Origin of the sequence: Micromonospora sp. NBC_01392, assembly GCF_045040125.1 — a bacterium.
Classification (GTDB): domain Bacteria; phylum Actinomycetota; class Actinomycetes; order Mycobacteriales; family Micromonosporaceae; genus Micromonospora.
Window position 1 is genome coordinate 3,001,059 of record NZ_CP109549.1, and the last position, 18,785, is coordinate 3,019,843.

At 68.3% G+C, this 18,785-nt stretch carries 1 protein-coding gene (only partly in view); it reads left to right on the plus strand.

Annotated features, from left to right (window positions below; genetic code table 11):
• Positions 1-18,785 carry the 5' portion of an SDR family NAD(P)-dependent oxidoreductase gene (locus tag OG767_RS13735; protein ID WP_405094216.1) on the plus strand. It continues 1,792 nt past the right edge of the window, so only the first 18,785 of its 20,577 coding nucleotides appear in the window; it begins with the start codon at positions 1-3; its stop codon lies beyond the right edge, outside the window.

The window sequence follows — 18,785 nt, forward strand, 5'->3', positions numbered from 1 at the left end:
ATGCTGGATGGTGTGTGGCTTCTGGTGTATGGCGTGGATTTGGTGGCTGATGACAGTGAGTGGGTCGGGTTGGTTGAGCAGGTTCTGGTGGGGCATGGTGCGCGGGTGGTGCCGGTAGCTGTTGACGGCAGCCGGGTGGGGGTGGCTGCGGCGTTGGGGGCGGTGGTGGGCGGGCCTGATGGGGGTGGGTGGGGTGGGGTGGTGTTCCTGCCTGGTCGGGCGCCGGTGCCTGAGTTGTTGGCGTTGCTGCAGGGTCTGCACGACGCTGACATGGGTAGCGACGCGGGGCGGGTGTGGGTGTTCACGCGGGGTGCGGTGGGTACGGGTCGTTTCGATGCTCCTGTGGATCCGGTGCAGGCTCAGGCGTGGGGTTTGGGTGTGGTCGCGGCGTTGGAGTATCCCCGTGTCTGGGGTGGTCTGGTTGATCTGCCCATGTCGTGGCCGGATGGGTCGCGGGACGCGGCTGCGATGGGGCGTCGTTGTGCTGGGGTGTTGGCTGGGTGGGGTGGTCAGGATCAGGTCGCGGTGCGCGCGAGTGGTGTGTATGGGCGCAGGTTGGTGCGTGCCCGGGCGGAGGGGTCGCCGCGGGTGTGGCAGCCGCGGGGCACGGTGTTGATCACTGGTGGTACTGGTGGTCTGGGTGGACATGTGGCTCGTTGGGTGGCTGGGCATGGTGCGCAGCATGTGGTGTTGGTGTCGCGTCGGGGTGTGGATGGGCCGGGCGTGGCCGAGTTGGTCGGTGAGTTGAGCGCTGATGGCCGGGTCCGGGTGAGTGTGTGGGGTTGTGATGTGGCGGATCGTGACGCGTTGGCGGCGGTCCTGTCCGAGGTGGGGCCGGTGGATGCGGTGGTCCACGCGGCGGGGGTGGGTCATCTCGCGGCTATCGATGATGTCGGTCCGCAGGTGGTAGAGCGTGTTTTGGCGGGGAAGGTCGCGGGTCTTCGTAATCTGCATGAGCTTCTGGTCGAGGGGTCCGAGCATCGGTTGGACGCGATGGTGTTGTTTTCTTCGAATGCTGGGGTGTGGGGTGGTGGTGGGCAGGGGGTGTATGCGGCTGCTAATGCGTTTCTGGATGCCTACGCCGTTCAGCAGCGTGCTGTGGGGCGGTCGGTGACCAGTGTGGCGTGGGGTTTGTGGGCTGGTGAGGGGATGGCTGAGCAGGGCGATACCGCGCGGTTGCATCGGCGTGGGGTTCGCAGTATGGATCCGCAGCGGGCGGTGCAGGCTCTGGCCGAGGCGGTCGGTCAGGGTGAGGACTTCCTCGCGGTGGCTGACGTGGACTGGGGCCAGTTCACGAAGGCGTTCACTTCCGCACGCCCGAGTGCGCTCCTGGCCGGACTGCCCGAGGCACAAGCCGCCACCACCGACGTCGAGCCTGGGCCGCTCGATGATTCAGCACTGGCCACCGAGCTACGGACGTTGACCGGCCCGCAACGTCAGCAGAAAATCCTCGAACTGGTACGCACCCACGCCGCCACCGCCCTGGGCCACGACAGCGCCGAGGCGATCCCACCTGATCGGGCGTTCCGCGAACTCGGCTTCGACTCGCTGACCGCGGTGGAACTACGCAACCGGCTGGCTACCGCGACCGGACTGCCGTTGCCGGCCACGCTGGTCCTCGACTACCCCAGTGCGGGGGTGTTGACCGACCATCTGACGGACCTGCTGCTTGGCAACAACGCTGCCGTGGCCGTCGCGCCGGCGACGGTCGGTGCAGATGTCGACGAGCCGGTAGCGATCGTCGGGATGGGGTGTCGGTATCCGGGTGGGGTGGATGACCCGGACGGGTTCTGGCGGTTGCTGGTCGAGGGTGTTGACGCGGTGGGTGAGTTCCCCGCGGATCGGGGTTGGGACCTGACGGCGCTGCACGACCCCGATCGGCAGCGGTCGGAGACTCGGTACGGAACATTCCTTGCCGGGGCCGGGATGTTCGACGCGGGGTTCTTCGGCATCAGTCCGCGGGAAGCTGTGGCGATGGATCCGCAGCAGCGGCTGTTGTTGGAGGTGTCCTGGGAGGCATTGGAACGGGCGGGGATCGACCCGTCGGGGCTACGCGGCTCGGACACCGGCGTGTATGTCGGCACCAACGGCCAGGACTACATCTCCATGATCGGTGACGCGCAGACCGGCAGCGAGGGACATCTGCTGACCGGTAATGCGGCGAGTGTGATGTCGGGGCGGGTGGCGTACAGCTTGGGCCTGGAGGGTCCGGCGGTGTCGGTGGATACGGCGTGTTCGTCGTCGTTGGTGGCGGTGCATCTGGCGGCGCAGGCGTTGCGCTCGGGTGAGTGTTCGATGGCCCTGGCCGGCGGTGTGACGGTGATGGCTACGCCGGCAGCGTTCGTGGAGTTTTCCCGGCAGGGTGGGTTGGCTGCTGATGGGCGGTGTAAGCCGTTCGCGGATGCGGCTGACGGTACGGGTTGGGGTGAGGGTGTCGGGGTTGTGGTGTTGGAGCGGTTGTCGGATGCGCGTCGGCGGGGGCATCAGGTGTTGGCGGTGCTGCGGGGCAGCGCGGTCAATCAGGATGGTGCGTCGAATGGGTTGAGTGCTCCGAATGGGCCGTCGCAGCAGCGGGTGATCCGTCAGGCTTTGGCTAACGCGCGGTTGTCGCCGGGCGAGGTGGATGTGGTGGAGGCGCACGGTACGGGCACCACGCTGGGTGATCCGATCGAGGCGCAGGCGCTGATTGCCGCGTACGGTCAGGATCGGCCGGCGGGGCAGCCGTTGCGGTTGGGGTCGGTGAAGTCGAACATCGGCCACACCCAGGCGGCCGCAGGTGTTGCCGGGATCATCAAGATGGTCCTGGCGATGCGGCACGGGTTGATGCCCAGAACGCTGCATGTGGACGCCCCGTCGTCACATGTGGACTGGTCGGCCGGTTCGGTGCGGTTGCTGACCGAGGCGACACCGTGGCCGGTCAATGGCCGGCCGCGGCGGGCTGGGGTGTCGTCGTTCGGGATCAGTGGCACCAATGCCCACCTCATCCTCGAAGAAGCCGAACCGCTCCAGATCCTGCAGGAGGCCGATCCCACACCGGACACGGCGTCGGGTCATGAACCGGCCCCGCCGCTGGCCGGTGGGGCGGTGCCATGGTTGTTGTCGGCCAAGTCCGAGGTGGCGTTGCGGGCGCAGGCGCAGCGGCTGGCCGGGTTCGTGGCCGACCAGCCCGACGTCGAGCCGGTCGTGGTGGGGCGGGCGTTGGCGGACAGCCGGGCGACCGGGTTCACCCACCGGGGTGTGGTGCTCGGCCAGGATCGGTCGGCGTTGTTGGACGGGTTGCAGGCGCTGGCCTCTGGTGTCGAGGCGCCGGGGGTGGTTACCGGGATCGCCGGGTCTGGTCGTCTGGCGGTGGTGTTTTCCGGGCAGGGTAGCCAGCGCGTCGGGATGGGCCGGGGCCTGTATGAGGCGTATCCGGTGTTCGCTGAAGTGTTCGATCAGGTCTGCGCATACTTCGACCAACATCTTGAGCGGCCGCTGCGGGACGCGGTCGCGGGCGAGCCACGGCTGCTGGACCAGACGATATACACCCAAGCAGGGCTGTTCGCGGTGCAGGTGGCGTTGTACCGGCTGCTCGACTCGTGGGGGGTGGCCCCGCAGTATCTGGCCGGACACTCGATTGGTGAGTTGAGCGCGGCGTATGTGGCCGGGGTGTGGGGTCTGCCCGATGCGGTGGCGGTGGTGGCCGCCCGGGGCAGGTTGATGCAGGCATTACCCGCTGGCGGCGCCATGGTCGCGTTGACCGCCAGCGACGTCGAGGCGCAGGAGCTGATCGCCGGGCACACCGACCTGGTAGGCGTCGCGGCGGTCAACGGTCCCCGCTCCACGGTGATCTCCGGTGACCAGAATCTGGTGCTGGGCCTGGCGCAGCAGTGGCGAGACAGCGGCGGCAAAGCCCGGCAGCTGAAGGTCAGTCACGCGTTCCATTCGCCGTTGATGGAACCGATGCTGGCCGAGTTCGCCGACGTGTTGGACGGGGTGACCTGGCGAGAGCCGACCATCCCGGTGGTGTCCGGCACCCCGGGTGCGGATGTGACCGAACCGGGATATTGGCTGGCGCATGCCCGGCACACGGTGCGCTACCACGATGCGGTGAACGCGTTGCGTGAGCAAGGCGTGGGTGTCTTCCTCGAGTTGGGCCCGGACGGCACGCTGACCTCGATGGCCGACCCCGAGACCCCCGACACGGACGTGTGGCTACCCGCGCTGCGAGCTGAGCGGGACGAGCCGCAGACACTGCTGACCGCAGTCGCGGGCGTCCACGTACACGGCGCGGCGGTCGACTGGTCGACAGTGCTCGGCACGAGTACCGGCCCGACCCAGCCGGTTGCCCTGCCGACCTATCCGTTCCAGCATCAGCGGTTCTGGCCGCAGACGGTAGCGGCTGGTGTGGGCGACGTCCGGGTGTTGGGGCAGGGTTCGGCTGATCATCCGTTGTTGCGGGCGGCGGTGTCGTTGGCTGATGGGGACGGGGTGTTGTTGACCGGCCGGTTGTCGTTGTCTGCGCAGCCGTGGCTGGCTGATCACGTGGTGTTGGGTTCGGTGTTGTTGGCGGGCACGGCGTTCGTGGAGTTGGTGGTGTATGCCGGGGATCAGGTGGGTTGTGGCGTGGTGCAGGAGTTGACGCTGCAGGCGCCGTTGGTGTTGCCCGAGCAGGGTGGGGTGCAGGTGCAGGTGTGGGTCGGTGATCCCGACCAGGACGGTCGACGGCCGGTCAACGTGTACTCCCGGGCAGAGGGCGTGGAGGGTGTGGGGGGTTCGTGGACTCGGCATGCCACGGGTGTGCTGAGCCCGCAGACTGGCCGGGTTGCGGCGGGGTTGGGGCAGTGGCCGCCGGCGGATGCGCGGCCGGTGGCGGTGGACGGCTTGTACGAGCGGTTGGCCGATGGTGGGTACGTATACGGGCCGGTGTTCCAGGGTGTACGGGCGGTGTGGCGTTCCGAGCGGGATGTGTACGCCGAGGTGACGCTGCCCGAGCACGCCGAAGCCGACGGGTTCGGGTTGCATCCGGCGGTGTTGGACGCGGCGTTGCACCCGATCGGGTTGACCGGACTGCTCGGCGACGATCAGGCGGTGTTGCCGTTTGCCTGGAGCGGGGTCCGGCTGCACGCGACCGGAGCGAGGACGCTGCGGGTCCGGCTGACATCCGCCGACGACGGCGGCATAGCGGTGGCGGTGTTTGACACCGCCGGCCAGCCGGTCCTGACCGCGGACTCGCTGGTGCTGCGACCGGTGACCGCCGACCAACTGGGCGCCGGGGTGCCGGATGCGGCCCGGTCACTGTTCGCGGTGGAGTGGGTGCCGCTGCCGGACGCGGAGCCCGACATCACGCCGGTGGTTACCGAGACGGCCTGGGCGTGGCATGGGCAGGTTGAGGGTGAGCTGCCCCCCGTCGTGGTCGCTGAGCTACCGGCTGCGGGCGATGCTGTGGGTGTTGTCGAGGCTACGCACGTGGCGAGCGCGTTGGTGTTGGGTTGGGTTCAGGATTGGCTGGCTGGTCCGGGTACGGAGGGTTCCCGGTTGGTGGTGCTCACCCGTGGTGCTACCGATGGTAGTGACCTGGCCGCGGCTGCGGTGTGGGGCTTGGTCCGTTCCGCGCAGTCTGAACACCCCCGCCGTTTCATCCTGCTCGACACCGACACCGACACCGACACCGACACCGACACCGACCACGGCACCGGCACCGGCACCGACCACGGCAGCGAATTGGGCAGGATTCTGACGGCGGTGCTCGACAGCGGCGAACCGGAGATCGCGGTTCGCGCTGGCGGGTTGTATGTCCGGCGGTTGACCCGAGCCGATGGTGCTGGCGGGTTGTCTCTGCCTGGGGCTGAGCGGTTGTCGTGGCGTCTGGGTGTGTCGGAGCCGGGCAGTTTGGACAATCTTGCGGTGGTGGAGTGTTCGGAGGTGGTGGCGCCTTTGGGGGTTGGGCAGGTGCGGGTTGGGGTGCGGGCGGCGGGGTTGAACTTCCGGGATGTGTTGGTCGGGTTGGGTATGTATCCGGATCCGGCTGCGGTGATGGGTAGTGAGGCGGCGGGGGTGGTGTTGGAGACTGGTCCGGGTGTGAGTGGGGTGGTGGTCGGGGATCGGGTGTTTGGCATGTTCAACGGTGCGTTGGGGCCGGTGGCGGTCACTGATCATCGGCTGTTGGCTCGGGTGCCGCGGGGGTGGTCGTTTACCCGGGCGGCGTCGACGCCGATTGTGTTCCTGACCGCGTTCTACGCGTTGCGGGACCTGGCTGGTGTGCGGTCGGGGCAACGGATCCTGATTCATGCTGCGGCCGGTGGGGTGGGTATGGCCGCGGTGCAGTTGGCCCGGGCGTGGGGTTTGCAGGTGTACGCCACCGCGAGTGCCGGTAAGTGGGAGATCTTGCGGGGGATGGGGTTGGACGATGCGCACCTGGCTTCTTCCCGGGATCTGGAGTTTCGCCGCAGCTTCCTGGCCGTGACAGGGGGGGAGGGTGTGGATGTGGTGCTCAACGCCTTGGCCGGGGAGTTCGTGGACGCGTCGTTGGACCTGCTGCCCCATGGTGGCCGGTTCGTGGAGATGGGTAAGACCGATGTGCGGGACCCGGCGCGGGTTGCCGCGGACCATCCCGGGGTGGTGTATCAGGCGTTCGACCTGTCCGACGCTGGTGCTGACCGGATCGGGCAGATGCTGGCCGAGGTTTTGGACATGTTCGCTGCGGGGGTCCTGCGGCCGCTGCCGGTGAGTGTGTTCGAGGCGACTGACGCGGTGCAGGCCCTGCGTCATCTGCAGGCGGCTCGTCATGTGGGCAAGGTGGTGCTGCGGCTGCCGGCCGGGTTGGATCCGGAAGGCACGGTGGTGGTCACTGGTGGGACTGGGGTGTTGGGTGGGTTGGTGGCCCGGCATCTGGTCACCACGTATGGGGTCAGGCATCTGTTGTTGTTGTCGAGGCGGGGTCCGGCCGCGGCGGGGGCGGCGGAGTTGGTCGGTGACCTGACCGGGTTGGGTGCGCGGGTGCGGGTGGCGGCGTGTGACGTCGCCGACCGGCACGCTTTGGCCGATGCCCTGGCGGCGGTGCCGGCCGAGCATCCGCTGGTCGGGGTGGTGCACACCGCGGGAGTGCTTGATGACGGGGTGGTCGAGGCGTTGACGCCGCAGCGGCTGGACACGGTGTTGCGGGCCAAGGCCGATGCGGCGTGGTGGTTGCACGAGCTGACCCAGGATATGGATCTTGCGATGTTCGTGGTGTATTCCTCGGCCGCGGCCACGCTCGGATCACCGGGGCAGGGAAACTACGCCGCGGCGAATGCGGTCTTGGACGCCTTGGCGTTGCGGCGGCGGGCTGAGGGTCTGGTCGGGCAGTCGTTGGCGTGGGGGCTGTGGGCGCAGCAGTCGGCAATGACCGGACATCTCGAGGAGGCCGACCTGGACCGGATGCGACGCAGCGGCATCCTTCCCCTCTCCTCCGAGCAGGGCCTGGCATTGTTCGACACGGCAGTACGCACCCACCAGCCGCAACTCGTGCCGATCCGGGTGGACCTCGCCGCGCTGCGTCGCGCCGACGCCGGAGGTATGCCGCCACTGTGGCGGACGTTGGCTGGCGGCTCGGCCCGCCGTACGGCGATCACCGCCGATACGCGGGTGGATTTGGCCGCCAGGTTGGCTGCCATGGGAGTTGAGGAACGCCAGCGGACAGTCCTGGAACTGGTACTGACACAGGCCGCCGTCGTGCTCGGCCATGCCGACCCAGCGGCGATCAACCCGGACAGCGCGTTCCGCGAGCTCGGCTTCGATTCGCTGACCGCGGTGGAGCTGCGTAACCGGTTGGCCGCCGCGACCGGACTGTCGTTGCCGGCCACGCTGGTCTTCGACCATCCGGCCCCGGTGGTGTTGGCCGGGTATCTGTTGACGGAGCTGCTCGGTGAGCAGGTCGATGTTCTCGTGCCAGTGGCGGTTGGTGCGGGTGTGGATGAGCCGGTGGCGATTGTGGGGATGGGGTGTCGGTATCCGGGTGGGGTGGGTGACCCGGAGGGGTTCTGGCGGTTGCTGGTCGAGGGTGTTGACGCGGTGGGTGGGTTCCCTGCGGATCGGGGTTGGGATCTGACGGCGCTGTACGACCCCGATCGGCAGCGGTCGGGGACCAGTTATGCCCGTGAGGGCGGGTTTCTGGCTGACGTGGCGTTGTTTGATGCGGGTTTTTTTGGGATCAGTCCGCGGGAGGCTGTGGCGATGGATCCGCAGCAGCGGTTGTTGTTGGAGGTGTCCTGGGAGGCGTTGGAGCGGGCGGGGATCGATCCGTCGGGGCTGCGTGGGTCGGACACGGGCGTGTATGTGGGTACCACCGGGCAGGACTACGTCTCGGTGGTTGGTGATGCGCAGACCGGTAGTGAGGGGCATTTGCTGACGGGGAATGCGGCGAGTGTGATGTCGGGGCGGGTGGCGTACGCGCTGGGTCTGGAGGGTCCGGCGGTGTCGGTGGATACGGCGTGTTCGTCGTCGTTGGTGGCGGTGCATTTGGCGGCGCAGGCGTTGCGGTCGGGTGAGTGTTCGATGGCTCTGGCTGGTGGTGTGACGGTGATGGCCACGCCGGGGGCGTTTGTGGAGTTTTCCCGGCAGGGCGGGTTGGCTGCTGATGGGCGGTGTAAGCCGTTCGCGGATGCGGCTGACGGTACGGGTTGGGGTGAGGGTGTCGGGGTTGTGGTGTTGGAGCGGTTGTCGGATGCGCGTCGGCGGGGGCATCAGGTGTTGGCGGTGCTGCGGGGCAGCGCGGTCAATCAGGATGGTGCGTCGAATGGGTTGAGTGCTCCGAATGGGCCGTCGCAGCAGCGGGTGATCCGTCAGGCTTTGGCCAACGCGCGGTTGTCGCCGGGCGAGGTGGATGTGGTGGAGGCGCACGGTACGGGCACCAGGTTGGGTGATCCGATCGAGGCGCAGGCGCTGATTGCCGCGTACGGTCAGGATCGGCCGGCGGGGCAGCCGTTGCGGTTGGGGTCGGTGAAGTCGAACATCGGCCACACCATGGCGGCCGCGGGTGTTGCCGGGATCATCAAGATGGTCCTGGCGATGCGGCACGGGTTGATGCCCAGGACATTGCATGTGGATGCTCCGTCGTCACATGTGGACTGGTCGGCCGGTTCGGTGCGGTTGCTGACCGAGGCGACACCGTGGCCGGTCAATGGTCGGCCGAGGCGGGCTGGGGTGTCGTCGTTTGGGATCAGCGGTACCAATGCCCACCTCATCCTCGAAGAAGCCGAACCGGCATCGGATACGGCGTTGGCTCATGAGCCGGCCCTGCCGGCTGACGGTGTGGTGCCGTGGTTGTTGTCGGCGAAGTCTGAGGTGGCGTTGCGGGCGCAGGCGCAGCGGTTGGCGGGGTTTGTGGCTGACCGGCCTGAGGTGGATCCGGTGGTGGTGGGGCGGGCGTTGGCGGGTCGGGCCGTGTTTGCGCATCGGGCGGTGGTGGTGGCCGCTGGTGTGGGCGGGTTCTTGGCGGGGTTGCGGGATGTGGATGTTTCGTCGGTGGTGGTGCGGGGTGTCGCGGCTGGTGTGGGTGGGTTGGGTCCGGTGTTTGTGTTTCCGGGTCAGGGGGCGCAGTGGGTGGGGATGGGGGTGGCGTTGTGGGATGTGGAGCCGGTGTTCGCGGAGGCGATGGGTCGGTGTGCGGAGGTGTTGGCGCCGTTTGTGGATTGGTCGTTGCGGGAGGCGTTGGCTGATCCGGTGTTGTTGGGTCGGGTGGATGTGGTGCAGCCGGTGTCGTGGGCGGTGATGGTGTCGTTGGCGGAGTTGTGGCGTTCGGTGGGTGTGGTTCCGGCGGCGGTGGTGGGGCACAGTCAGGGTGAGATCGCGGCGGCGTGTGTGGCTGGTGGTTTGTCGTTGGCGGATGGGGCGCGGGTGGTGGCGTTGCGGAGTCGGGCGATTGTGGCGTTGTCGGGGTCGGGGGGCATGGTGTCGGTGCCCGCACCCCTGGACGAGGTGCTGGAGTTGATTGTCGGGTGGGGTGGGGACCTGTCGGTGGCGGCGGTCAACGGTCCGGCGCAGGTGGTGATCTCCGGTACCGCGGCGGCGTGTGAGGAGTTCGTGCAGGCGTACGCGGAGTTGGGTGTCCGTCGGATCGCGGTGGACTACGCGTCGCATTCGTCGCAGGTGCAGGCGATCCGCGACCGGTTGCACACCGATCTGGCCGGTCTGCAGCCTCGTAGTGGGCAGGTGCCGTTCTACTCGACGCTGGAAGCGGGGCGGGTCGACACCGCTGGCCTTGATGGCGGCTACTGGTATCGGAACCTGCGGCACACGGTCCGGTTCGGCGAGGTGATCCAGACGCTGACCGAAGCCGGTCATCGGACGTTCGTGGAGGTTAGTCCGCATCCGGTGTTGGCGATGGCGGTGGAGCAGGCCGGTGAGGATCTGGTGGTGGCCGGCACTCTGCGTCGTGACGACGGCGGACGGGACCGGTGGCTGCGTTCGATGGCCGCCCTGCACGTTGCGGGCATCACCATCGACTGGACCTCGACACTGCTCGGCCCGAGTACCGGTCGGCAGGCTCTGGAGCTGCCGACCTACCCATTCCAGCATCAGCGGTTCTGGCCGCAGACGGCGCTGCCCGGTGTGGGCGACGTCCGGGTATTGGGGCAGGGTTCGGCTGATCATCCGTTGTTGCGGGCGGCGGTGTCGTTGGCTGATGGGGATGGGGTGTTGTTGACCGGCCGGTTGTCGTTGTCTGCGCAGCCGTGGCTGGCTGATCACGTGGTGTTGGGCTCAGTGCTGCTGGCGGGCACGGCGTTTGTGGAGTTGGTGATGTACGCCGGGGACCAGGTCGGGTGTGCCCTGGTGCAGGAGTTGACCCTGCAGACGCCGTTGGTGCTGCCCGAGCAGGGTGGGGTGCAGGTGCAGGTGTGGGTCGGTGATCCCGACCAGGATGGTCGGCGGCCGGTCAACGTGTACTCCCGGCCGGAGGGTGAGGGCGTGGGGGGTTCGTGGACTCGGCATGCCACGGGTGTGCTGAGCCCGCAGGCCGGTCGGGTTGCGGCGGGGTTGGGGCAGTGGCCGCCGGCGGATGCGCGGCCGGTGGCGGTTGACGGCTTGTATGAGCGGTTGGCCGGTGGTGGGTATGTGTATGGGCCGGTGTTTCAGGGCTTGCGGGCGGTGTGGCGTGGCGGCCGGGATGTGTACGCCGAGGTGACGCTGTCCGAGAACGCCGAAGCGGATGGGTTCGGGTTGCATCCGGCGGTGTTGGACGCGGCGTTGCACCCGATCGGGTTGACCGGGCTGCTCGGCGACGACGGGGCGGCGGTGTTGCCGTTCGCGTGGAGCGGGGTCCGGCTGCACGCGACCGGAGCGAGGACGCTGCGGGTCCGGCTGACACCCGTCGACGACGGCGGTGTCGCGGTGGCGGTGTTTGACACCGCCGGTCAGCCGGTCCTGACCGCGGACTCGCTGGTGATGCGACCAGTGACCACCGACCAACTCGCGGCCGGGGCGCTAGACGCGGCGCAGTCACTGTTCACCGTGCAATGGGTGCCGCTACCGGACGCGGAACCCGACACCACGGCGGCGGCTACCGAGACGGCCTGGGCGTGGCATGGGCAGGTTGACGGCGAACTGCCCCCCGTCGTGGTCGCCGAGCTACCAGCTGCGGGCGATCTACCGGCTGCGGGCGATGCTGTGGGTGTTGTCGAGGCTACGCACGTGGCGAGTGCGTTGGTGTTGGGGTGGGTTCAGGATTGGCTGGCTGGTCCGGGTACGGAGGGTTCCCGGTTGGTGGTGCTCACCCACGGTGCTACCGATGGCAGTGACCTGGCCGCGGCCGCGGTATGGGGCCTGGTCCGCTCCGCGCAGTCCGAACACCCCAACCGATTCATCCTGCTCGACACCGACACCGACACCGACACCGACACCGACACCGACACCGACACCGACCACGGCACCGGCACTGGCACCGACCGCGGCAGCGAATTGGGCAGGATTCTGACGGCGGTGCTCGATAGCGGCGAGCCGGAGATTGCGGTTCGTGCTGGTGGGTTGTTTGTCCGGCGGTTGGTCCGGGCCGGTGGTGGCCGTTTGGTCCTGCCTGGGGCTGAGCGGTTGTCGTGGCGTCTGGGTGTGTCGGAGCCGGGCAGTTTGGACAATCTTGCGGTGGTGGAGTGTTCGGAGGTGGTGGCGCCTTTGGGGGTTGGGCAGGTGCGGGTTGGGGTGCGGGCGGCGGGGTTGAACTTCCGGGATGTGTTGGTCGGGTTGGGTATGTATCCGGATCCGGCTGCGGTGATGGGTAGTGAGGCGGCGGGGGTGGTGTTGGAGACTGGTCCGGGTGTGAGTGGGGTGGTGGTCGGGGATCGGGTGTTTGGCATGTTCAACGGTGCGTTGGGGCCGGTGGCGGTCACTGATCATCGGCTGTTGGCTCGGGTGCCGCGGGGGTGGTCGTTTACCCGGGCGGCGTCGACGCCGATTGTGTTCCTGACCGCGTTCTACGCGTTGCGGGATCTGGCTGGTGTGCGGTCGGGGCAACGGATTCTGATTCATGCTGCGGCCGGTGGGGTGGGTATGGCCGCGGTGCAGTTGGCCCGGGCGTGGGGTTTGCAGGTGTACGCCACCGCGAGTGCCGGTAAGTGGGAGATCTTGCGGGGGATGGGGTTGGACGATGCGCACCTGGCTTCTTCCCGGGATCTTGAGTTTCGCCGCAGCTTCCTGGCCGTGACAGGGGGGGAGGGTGTGGATGTGGTGCTCAACGCCTTGGCCGGGGAGTTCGTGGACGCGTCGTTGGACCTGCTGCCCCATGGTGGCCGGTTCGTGGAGATGGGTAAGACCGATGTGCGGGACCCGGCGCGGGTTGCCGCGGACCATCCCGGGGTGGTGTATCAGGCGTTCGACCTGTCCGACGCTGGTGCTGACCGGATCGGGCAGATGCTGGCCGAGATTTTGGACATGTTCGCTGCGGAGGTCCTGCGGCCGCTGCCGGTGAGTGTGTTCGAGGCGACTGACGCCGTGCAGGCCCTGCGCTATCTGCAGGCGGCTCGTCATGTGGGCAAGGTGGTGCTGCGGCTGCCGGCCGGGTTGGATCCGGAAGGCACGGTGGTGGTCACTGGTGGGACTGGGGTGTTGGGTGGGTTGGTGGCCCGGCATCTGGTCACCGCGTATGGGGTTAGGCATCTGTTGTTGTTGTCCCGGCGCGGCCTGGCCGCGCCGGGGGCGGCGGAGTTGGTCGGTGAGCTGACCGGGTTGGGTGCGCGGGTGCGGGTGGCGGCGTGTGACGTCGCCGACCGGCACGCTTTGGCCGATGCCCTGGCGGCGGTGCCGGCCGGGCATCCGTTGGTCGGGGTGGTGCACACCGCGGGAGTGCTTGATGACGGGGTGGTCGAGGCGTTGACGCCGCAGCGGCTGGACACGGTGTTGCGGGCCAAGGCCGATGCGGCGTGGTGGTTGCACGAGCTGACCCAGGATATGGATCTTGCGATGTTCGTGGTGTATTCCTCGGCCGCGGCCACGCTCGGATCACCGGGGCAGGGTAACTACGCCGCGGCCAACGCCGTCCTGGACGCCCTGGCACAACGACGACAGACCACCGGTCTGGTCGGGCAGTCACTGGCGTGGGGGCTGTGGGCTCAGCAGTCGGCGATGACCGGGCAGCTCGACGAGCTCGACCTGGGCCGGATGCGACGCAGCAGCGGCATCCTTGCCATGTCCTCCGAGGAGGGCCTGGCGTTGTTCGACGCGGCGGTGCGTACCGACCGGCCGCAGCTGGTGCCGATGCGGGTGGACCTGCCCGTGCTGCGACGCGCCGGCGCCGGTGGCCTGCCGCCGTTGTGGCAGGCGTTGGCCGGCAGCTCGACCCGCCGGGCGGCGTCCACGGCCGATACGCCGATGGGTCTGGCCGCCAGGTTGGCGGCTATGGGGGTCGAGGAACGTCAGCGGACAGTTCTGGAGCTGGTGCGTACCCACGCGGCCACAGCTCTTGGTCACGACAGTGCTCAGGCAGTCGCACCTGATCGGGCGTTCCGTGAGCTCGGTTTCGACTCGTTGACCGCGGTGGAGTTGCGTAATCGGTTGGCTACCGCGACTGGGTTGTCGTTGCCGGCCACGCTGGTCTTCGACTATCCGACCCCGGTGGTGTTGGCCCGGTATCTGCTGACGGAACTGCTTGGTGAGCAGGTCGATGTTCTCGTGCCGGTGGTGGTTGGTGCGGGTGTGGATGAGCCGGTGGCGATTGTGGGGATGGGGTGTCGGTATCCGGGTGGGGTGGGTGACCCGGAGGGGTTCTGGCGGTTGTTGGTTGAGGGTGTTGACGCGGTGGGTGGGTTCCCCGCCGATCGGGGTTGGGATGTCGGGTCGTGGGATGACCCGGATTCGGCGGGGTCGGAGACCGCGTATGTCCGCGAGGGCGGCTTTCTGACTGACGCGGCGTTGTTTGATGCGGGGTTTTTTGGGATCAGTCCGCGGGAGGCTGTGGCGATGGATCCGCAGCAGCGGTTGTTGTTGGAGGTTTCCTGGGAGGCGTTGGAGCGGGCGGGGATCGATCCGTCGGGGCTGCGTGGGTCGGACACCGGCGTGTATGTCGGCACCCATGGGCAGGATTATCCGGCGTTGTTGAGTGTGGCTGACGCTGCGGGGGAGGGGTTCTCCGGTACCGGGAACGCGGCGAGTGTGATGTCGGGGCGGGTGGCGTACACGCTGGGTCTGGAGGGTCCGGCGGTGTCGGTGGATACGGCGTGTTCGTCGTCGTTGGTGGCGGTGCATCTGGCGGCGCAGGCGTTGCGCTCGGGTGAGTGTTCGATGGCCCTGGCCGGCGGTGTAGCGGTGATGGCCACTCCGGGGACGTTCGTGGAGTTTTCCCGGCAGGGTGGGTTGGCTGCTGATGGGCGGTGTAAGCCGTTCGCGGATGCCGCTGACGGTACGGGTTGGGGTGAGGGTGTCGGGTTGTTGGTGTTGGAGCGGTTGTCGGATGCGCGTCGGCGGGGGCATCAGGTGTTGGCGGTGCTGCGGGGCAGCGCGGTCAACCAGGATGGCGCGTCGAATGGGTTGAGTGCTCCGAACGGGCCGTCGCAGCAGCGGGTGATCCGTCAGGCCCTGGCCAACGCGCGGTTGTCGCCGGGCGAGGTGGACGTGGTGGAGGCGCACGGTACGGGCACCACCCTGGGTGATCCGATCGAGGCGCAGGCGCTGATTGCTGCGTACGGTCAGGATCGGCCGGCGGGGCAGCCGTTGCGGTTGGGGTCGGTGAAGTCGAACATCGGTCACACCATGGCGGCCGCGGGTGTTGCCGGGATCATCAAGATGGTCCTGGCGATGCGGCACGGTTTGATGCCCAAGACATTGCATGTGGATGCCCCGTCGTCACATGTGGACTGGTCGGCCGGGTCGGTGCAGTTGCTGACCGAGGCGACACCGTGGCCGGTCAGCGGTCGGCCGAGGCGGGCTGGGGTGTCGTCGTTTGGGATCAGCGGTACCAATGCCCACCTCATCCTCGAAGAAGCCGAACCGGCATCGGATACGGCGTTGGCTCATGAATCGGCCCTGCCGGCTGACGGTGTGGTGCCGTGGTTGTTGTCGGCGAAGTCTGAGGTGGCGTTGCGGGCGCAGGCGCAGCGGTTGGCGGGGTTTGTGGCTGACCGGCCTGAGGTGGATCCGGTGGTGGTGGGGCGGGCGTTGGCGGCCCGGTCGGTGTTCGCGCACCGAGCGGTGGTGGTGACCGCAGATGTGGACGGCCTCCTGGCCGGGTTGCAGGATCTGGCCGGGCTGCAGGATCCGGCGGGGTTGCGGGATGTGGCGGGGTTGCGGGATGTGGATGTTTCGTCGGTGGTGGTGCGGGGTGTCGCGGCTGGTGTGGGTGGGTTGGGTCCGGTGTTTGTGTTTCCGGGTCAGGGGGCGCAGTGGGTGGGGATGGGGGTGGCGTTGTGGGATGTGGAGCCGGTGTTCGCGGAGGCGATGGGTCGGTGTGCGGAGGTGTTGGCGCCGTTTGTGGATTGGTCGTTGCGGGAGGCGTTGGCTGATCCGGTGTTGTTGGGTCGGGTGGATGTGGTGCAGCCGGTGTCGTGGGCGGTGATGGTGTCGTTGGCGGAGTTGTGGCGTTCGGTGGGTGTGGTTCCGGCGGCGGTGGTGGGGCACAGTCAGGGTGAGATCGCGGCGGCGTGTGTGGCTGGTGGTTTGTCGTTGGCGGATGGGGCGCGGGTGGTGGCGTTGCGGAGTCGGGCGATTGTGGCGTTGTCGGGGTCGGGGGGCATGGTGTCGGTGCCCGCACCCCTGGACGAGGTGCTGGAGTTGATTGTCGGGTGGGGTGGGGACCTGTCGGTGGCGGCGGTCAACGGTCCGGCGCAGGTGGTGATTTCCGGTACCGCGGCGGCGTGTGAGGAGTTCGTGCAGGCGTACGCGGAGTTGGGTGTTCGTCGGATCGCGGTGGACTACGCGTCGCATTCGCCGCAGGTGCAGGCGATCCGCGACCGGTTGCACACCGATCTGGCCGGTCTGCAGCCTCGTAGTGGGCAGGTGCCGTTCTACTCGACGCTGGAAGCGGCGTTGGTGGATACCGCTGGTCTTGATGGTGGCTACTGGTATCGGAACTTGCGGCACACGGTCCGGTTCGGCGAGGTGATCCGCACCCTGACCGAAGCCGGTCATCGGACGTTCGTGGAGGTTAGTCCGCATCCGGTGTTGGCGATGGCGGTGGAGCAGGCCGGTGAGGATCTGGTGGTGGCCGGCACTCTGCGTCGTGACGACGGTGGGCGGGATCGGTGGCTGCGTTCGATGGCCGCCCTGCACGTCGCCGGTGTCGCCGTCGACTGGACTCCGGCGCTGGGCACCGGCCCGACCCACACGATTGCCCTGCCCACTTACCCATTCCAGCATCAGCGGTTCTGGCCGCAGACGGCGGCGGCTGGTGCGGGGGACGTTCGGGTGTTGGGGTTGGGTTCGGTTGATCATCCGTTGTTGGGTGCGGCGGTGTCGTTGGCTGATGGGGATGGGGTGTTGTTGACCGGCCGGTTGTCGTTGTCTGCGCAGCCGTGGCTGGCCGATCATGCGGTGTTGGGTTCGGTGTTGTTGGCGGGCACGGCGTTCGTGGAGTTGGTGGTGTATGCCGGGGACCAGGTGGGTTGTGGCGTGGTGGAGGAGTTGACGCTGCAGGCGCCGTTGGTGTTGCCCGAGCAGGGTGGGGTGCAGGTGCAGGTGTGGGTCGGTGATCCCGACCAGGATGGTCGGCGGCCGGTCAACGTGTACTCCCGGCCGGAGGGTGAGGGCGTGGGGGGTTCGTGGACGCGCCACGCCACGGGTGTGCTGAGCCCGCAGGCCGGTCGGGTTGCGGCGGGGTTGGGGCAGTGGCCGCCGGCGGATGCGCGGCCGGTGGCGGTTGACGGCTTGTACGAGCGGTTGGCCGATGGTGGGTACGTGTACGGGCCGGTGTTTCAGGGTGTACGGGCGGTGTGGCGTTCCGAGCGGGATGTGTATGCCGAGGTGACGCTGCCCGAGCACGCCGAAGCCGACGGGTTCGGACTACATCCGGCGGCGTTGGACGCGGCGTTGCACCCGATCGGGTTGACCGGGCTGCTCGGCGACGACGGGGCGGCGGTGTTGCCGTTCGCGTGGAGCGGGGTCCGGCTGCACGCGACCGGAGCGAGGACGCTGCGGGTCCGGCTGACACCCGTCGACGACGGCGGTGTCGCGGTGGCGGTGTTTGACACCGCCGGCCAGCCGGTCCTGACCGCGGACTCGCTGGTGCTGCGACCGGTGACCGCCGACCAACTGGGCGCCGGGGTGCCGGATGCGGCCCGGTCACTGTTCGCGGTGGAGTGGGTGCCGCTGCCGGATACGACGCCCGACACCCCGGCGGCGGCTACCGAACTGGTCTGGGCGTGGCATGGGCAGGTTGAGGGTGAGCTGCCCCCCGTCGTGGTCGCCGAGCTACCGGCCGAAGACGATGCTGTGGGTGTTGTCGAGGCTACGCACGCTGCGAGCGCGTTGGTGTTGGGTTGGGTTCAGGATTGGCTGGCTGATCCGGGCACGGAGGGTTCCCGGTTGGTGGTGCTCACCCGTGGTGCTACCGATGGCAGTGACCTGGCCGCGGCCGCGGTGTGGGGCCTGGTCCGTTCCGCGCAGTCCGAACACCCCCACCGATTCATCCTGCTCGACACCGACACCGACACCGACACCGACCACGGCACCGGCACCGACCACGGCAGCGAATTGGGCAGGATTCTGACGGCGGTGCTCGACAGCGGCGAACCGGAGATCGCGGTTCGCGCTGGCGGGTTGTATGTCCGGCGGTTGACCCGAGCCGATGGTGCTGGCGGGTTGTCTCTGCCTGGTCCTGAGCGGTTGTCGTGGCGTCTTGATGTGTCGGAGCCGGGCAGTTTGGACAACCTTGCGGTGCTGGAGTGTTCGGAGGCGTTGGCGCCGTTGGCGGCTGGGCAGGTGCGGGTTGCGGTGCGGGCGGCGGGGTTGAACTTCCGCGATGTGTGGCTCGGGTTGGGTATGTCCCCGGATCCGGCTGCGGTGATGGGTAGTGAGGCGGCGGGGGTGGTGCTCGAGACTGCTCCGGATGTGAGTGGGGTGGTGGTCGGGGATCGGGTGTTCGGCATGTTCAACGGTGCGTTGGGGCCGGTGGCGGTCACGGATCATCGGCTGTTGGCCCGGGTGCCGCGGGGGTGGTCGTTCACCCGGGCGGCGTCGACGCCGATTGTGTTCCTGACCGCGTTCTACGCGTTGCGGGACCTGGCCGGTGTGCGGCCGGGGCAACGGATCCTGATCCACGCCGCGGCCGGTGGGGTGGGCATGGCCGCGGTGCAACTGGCCCGGGCCTGGGGGTTGCAGGTCTACGCCACCGCCAGCGCCGGCAAGTG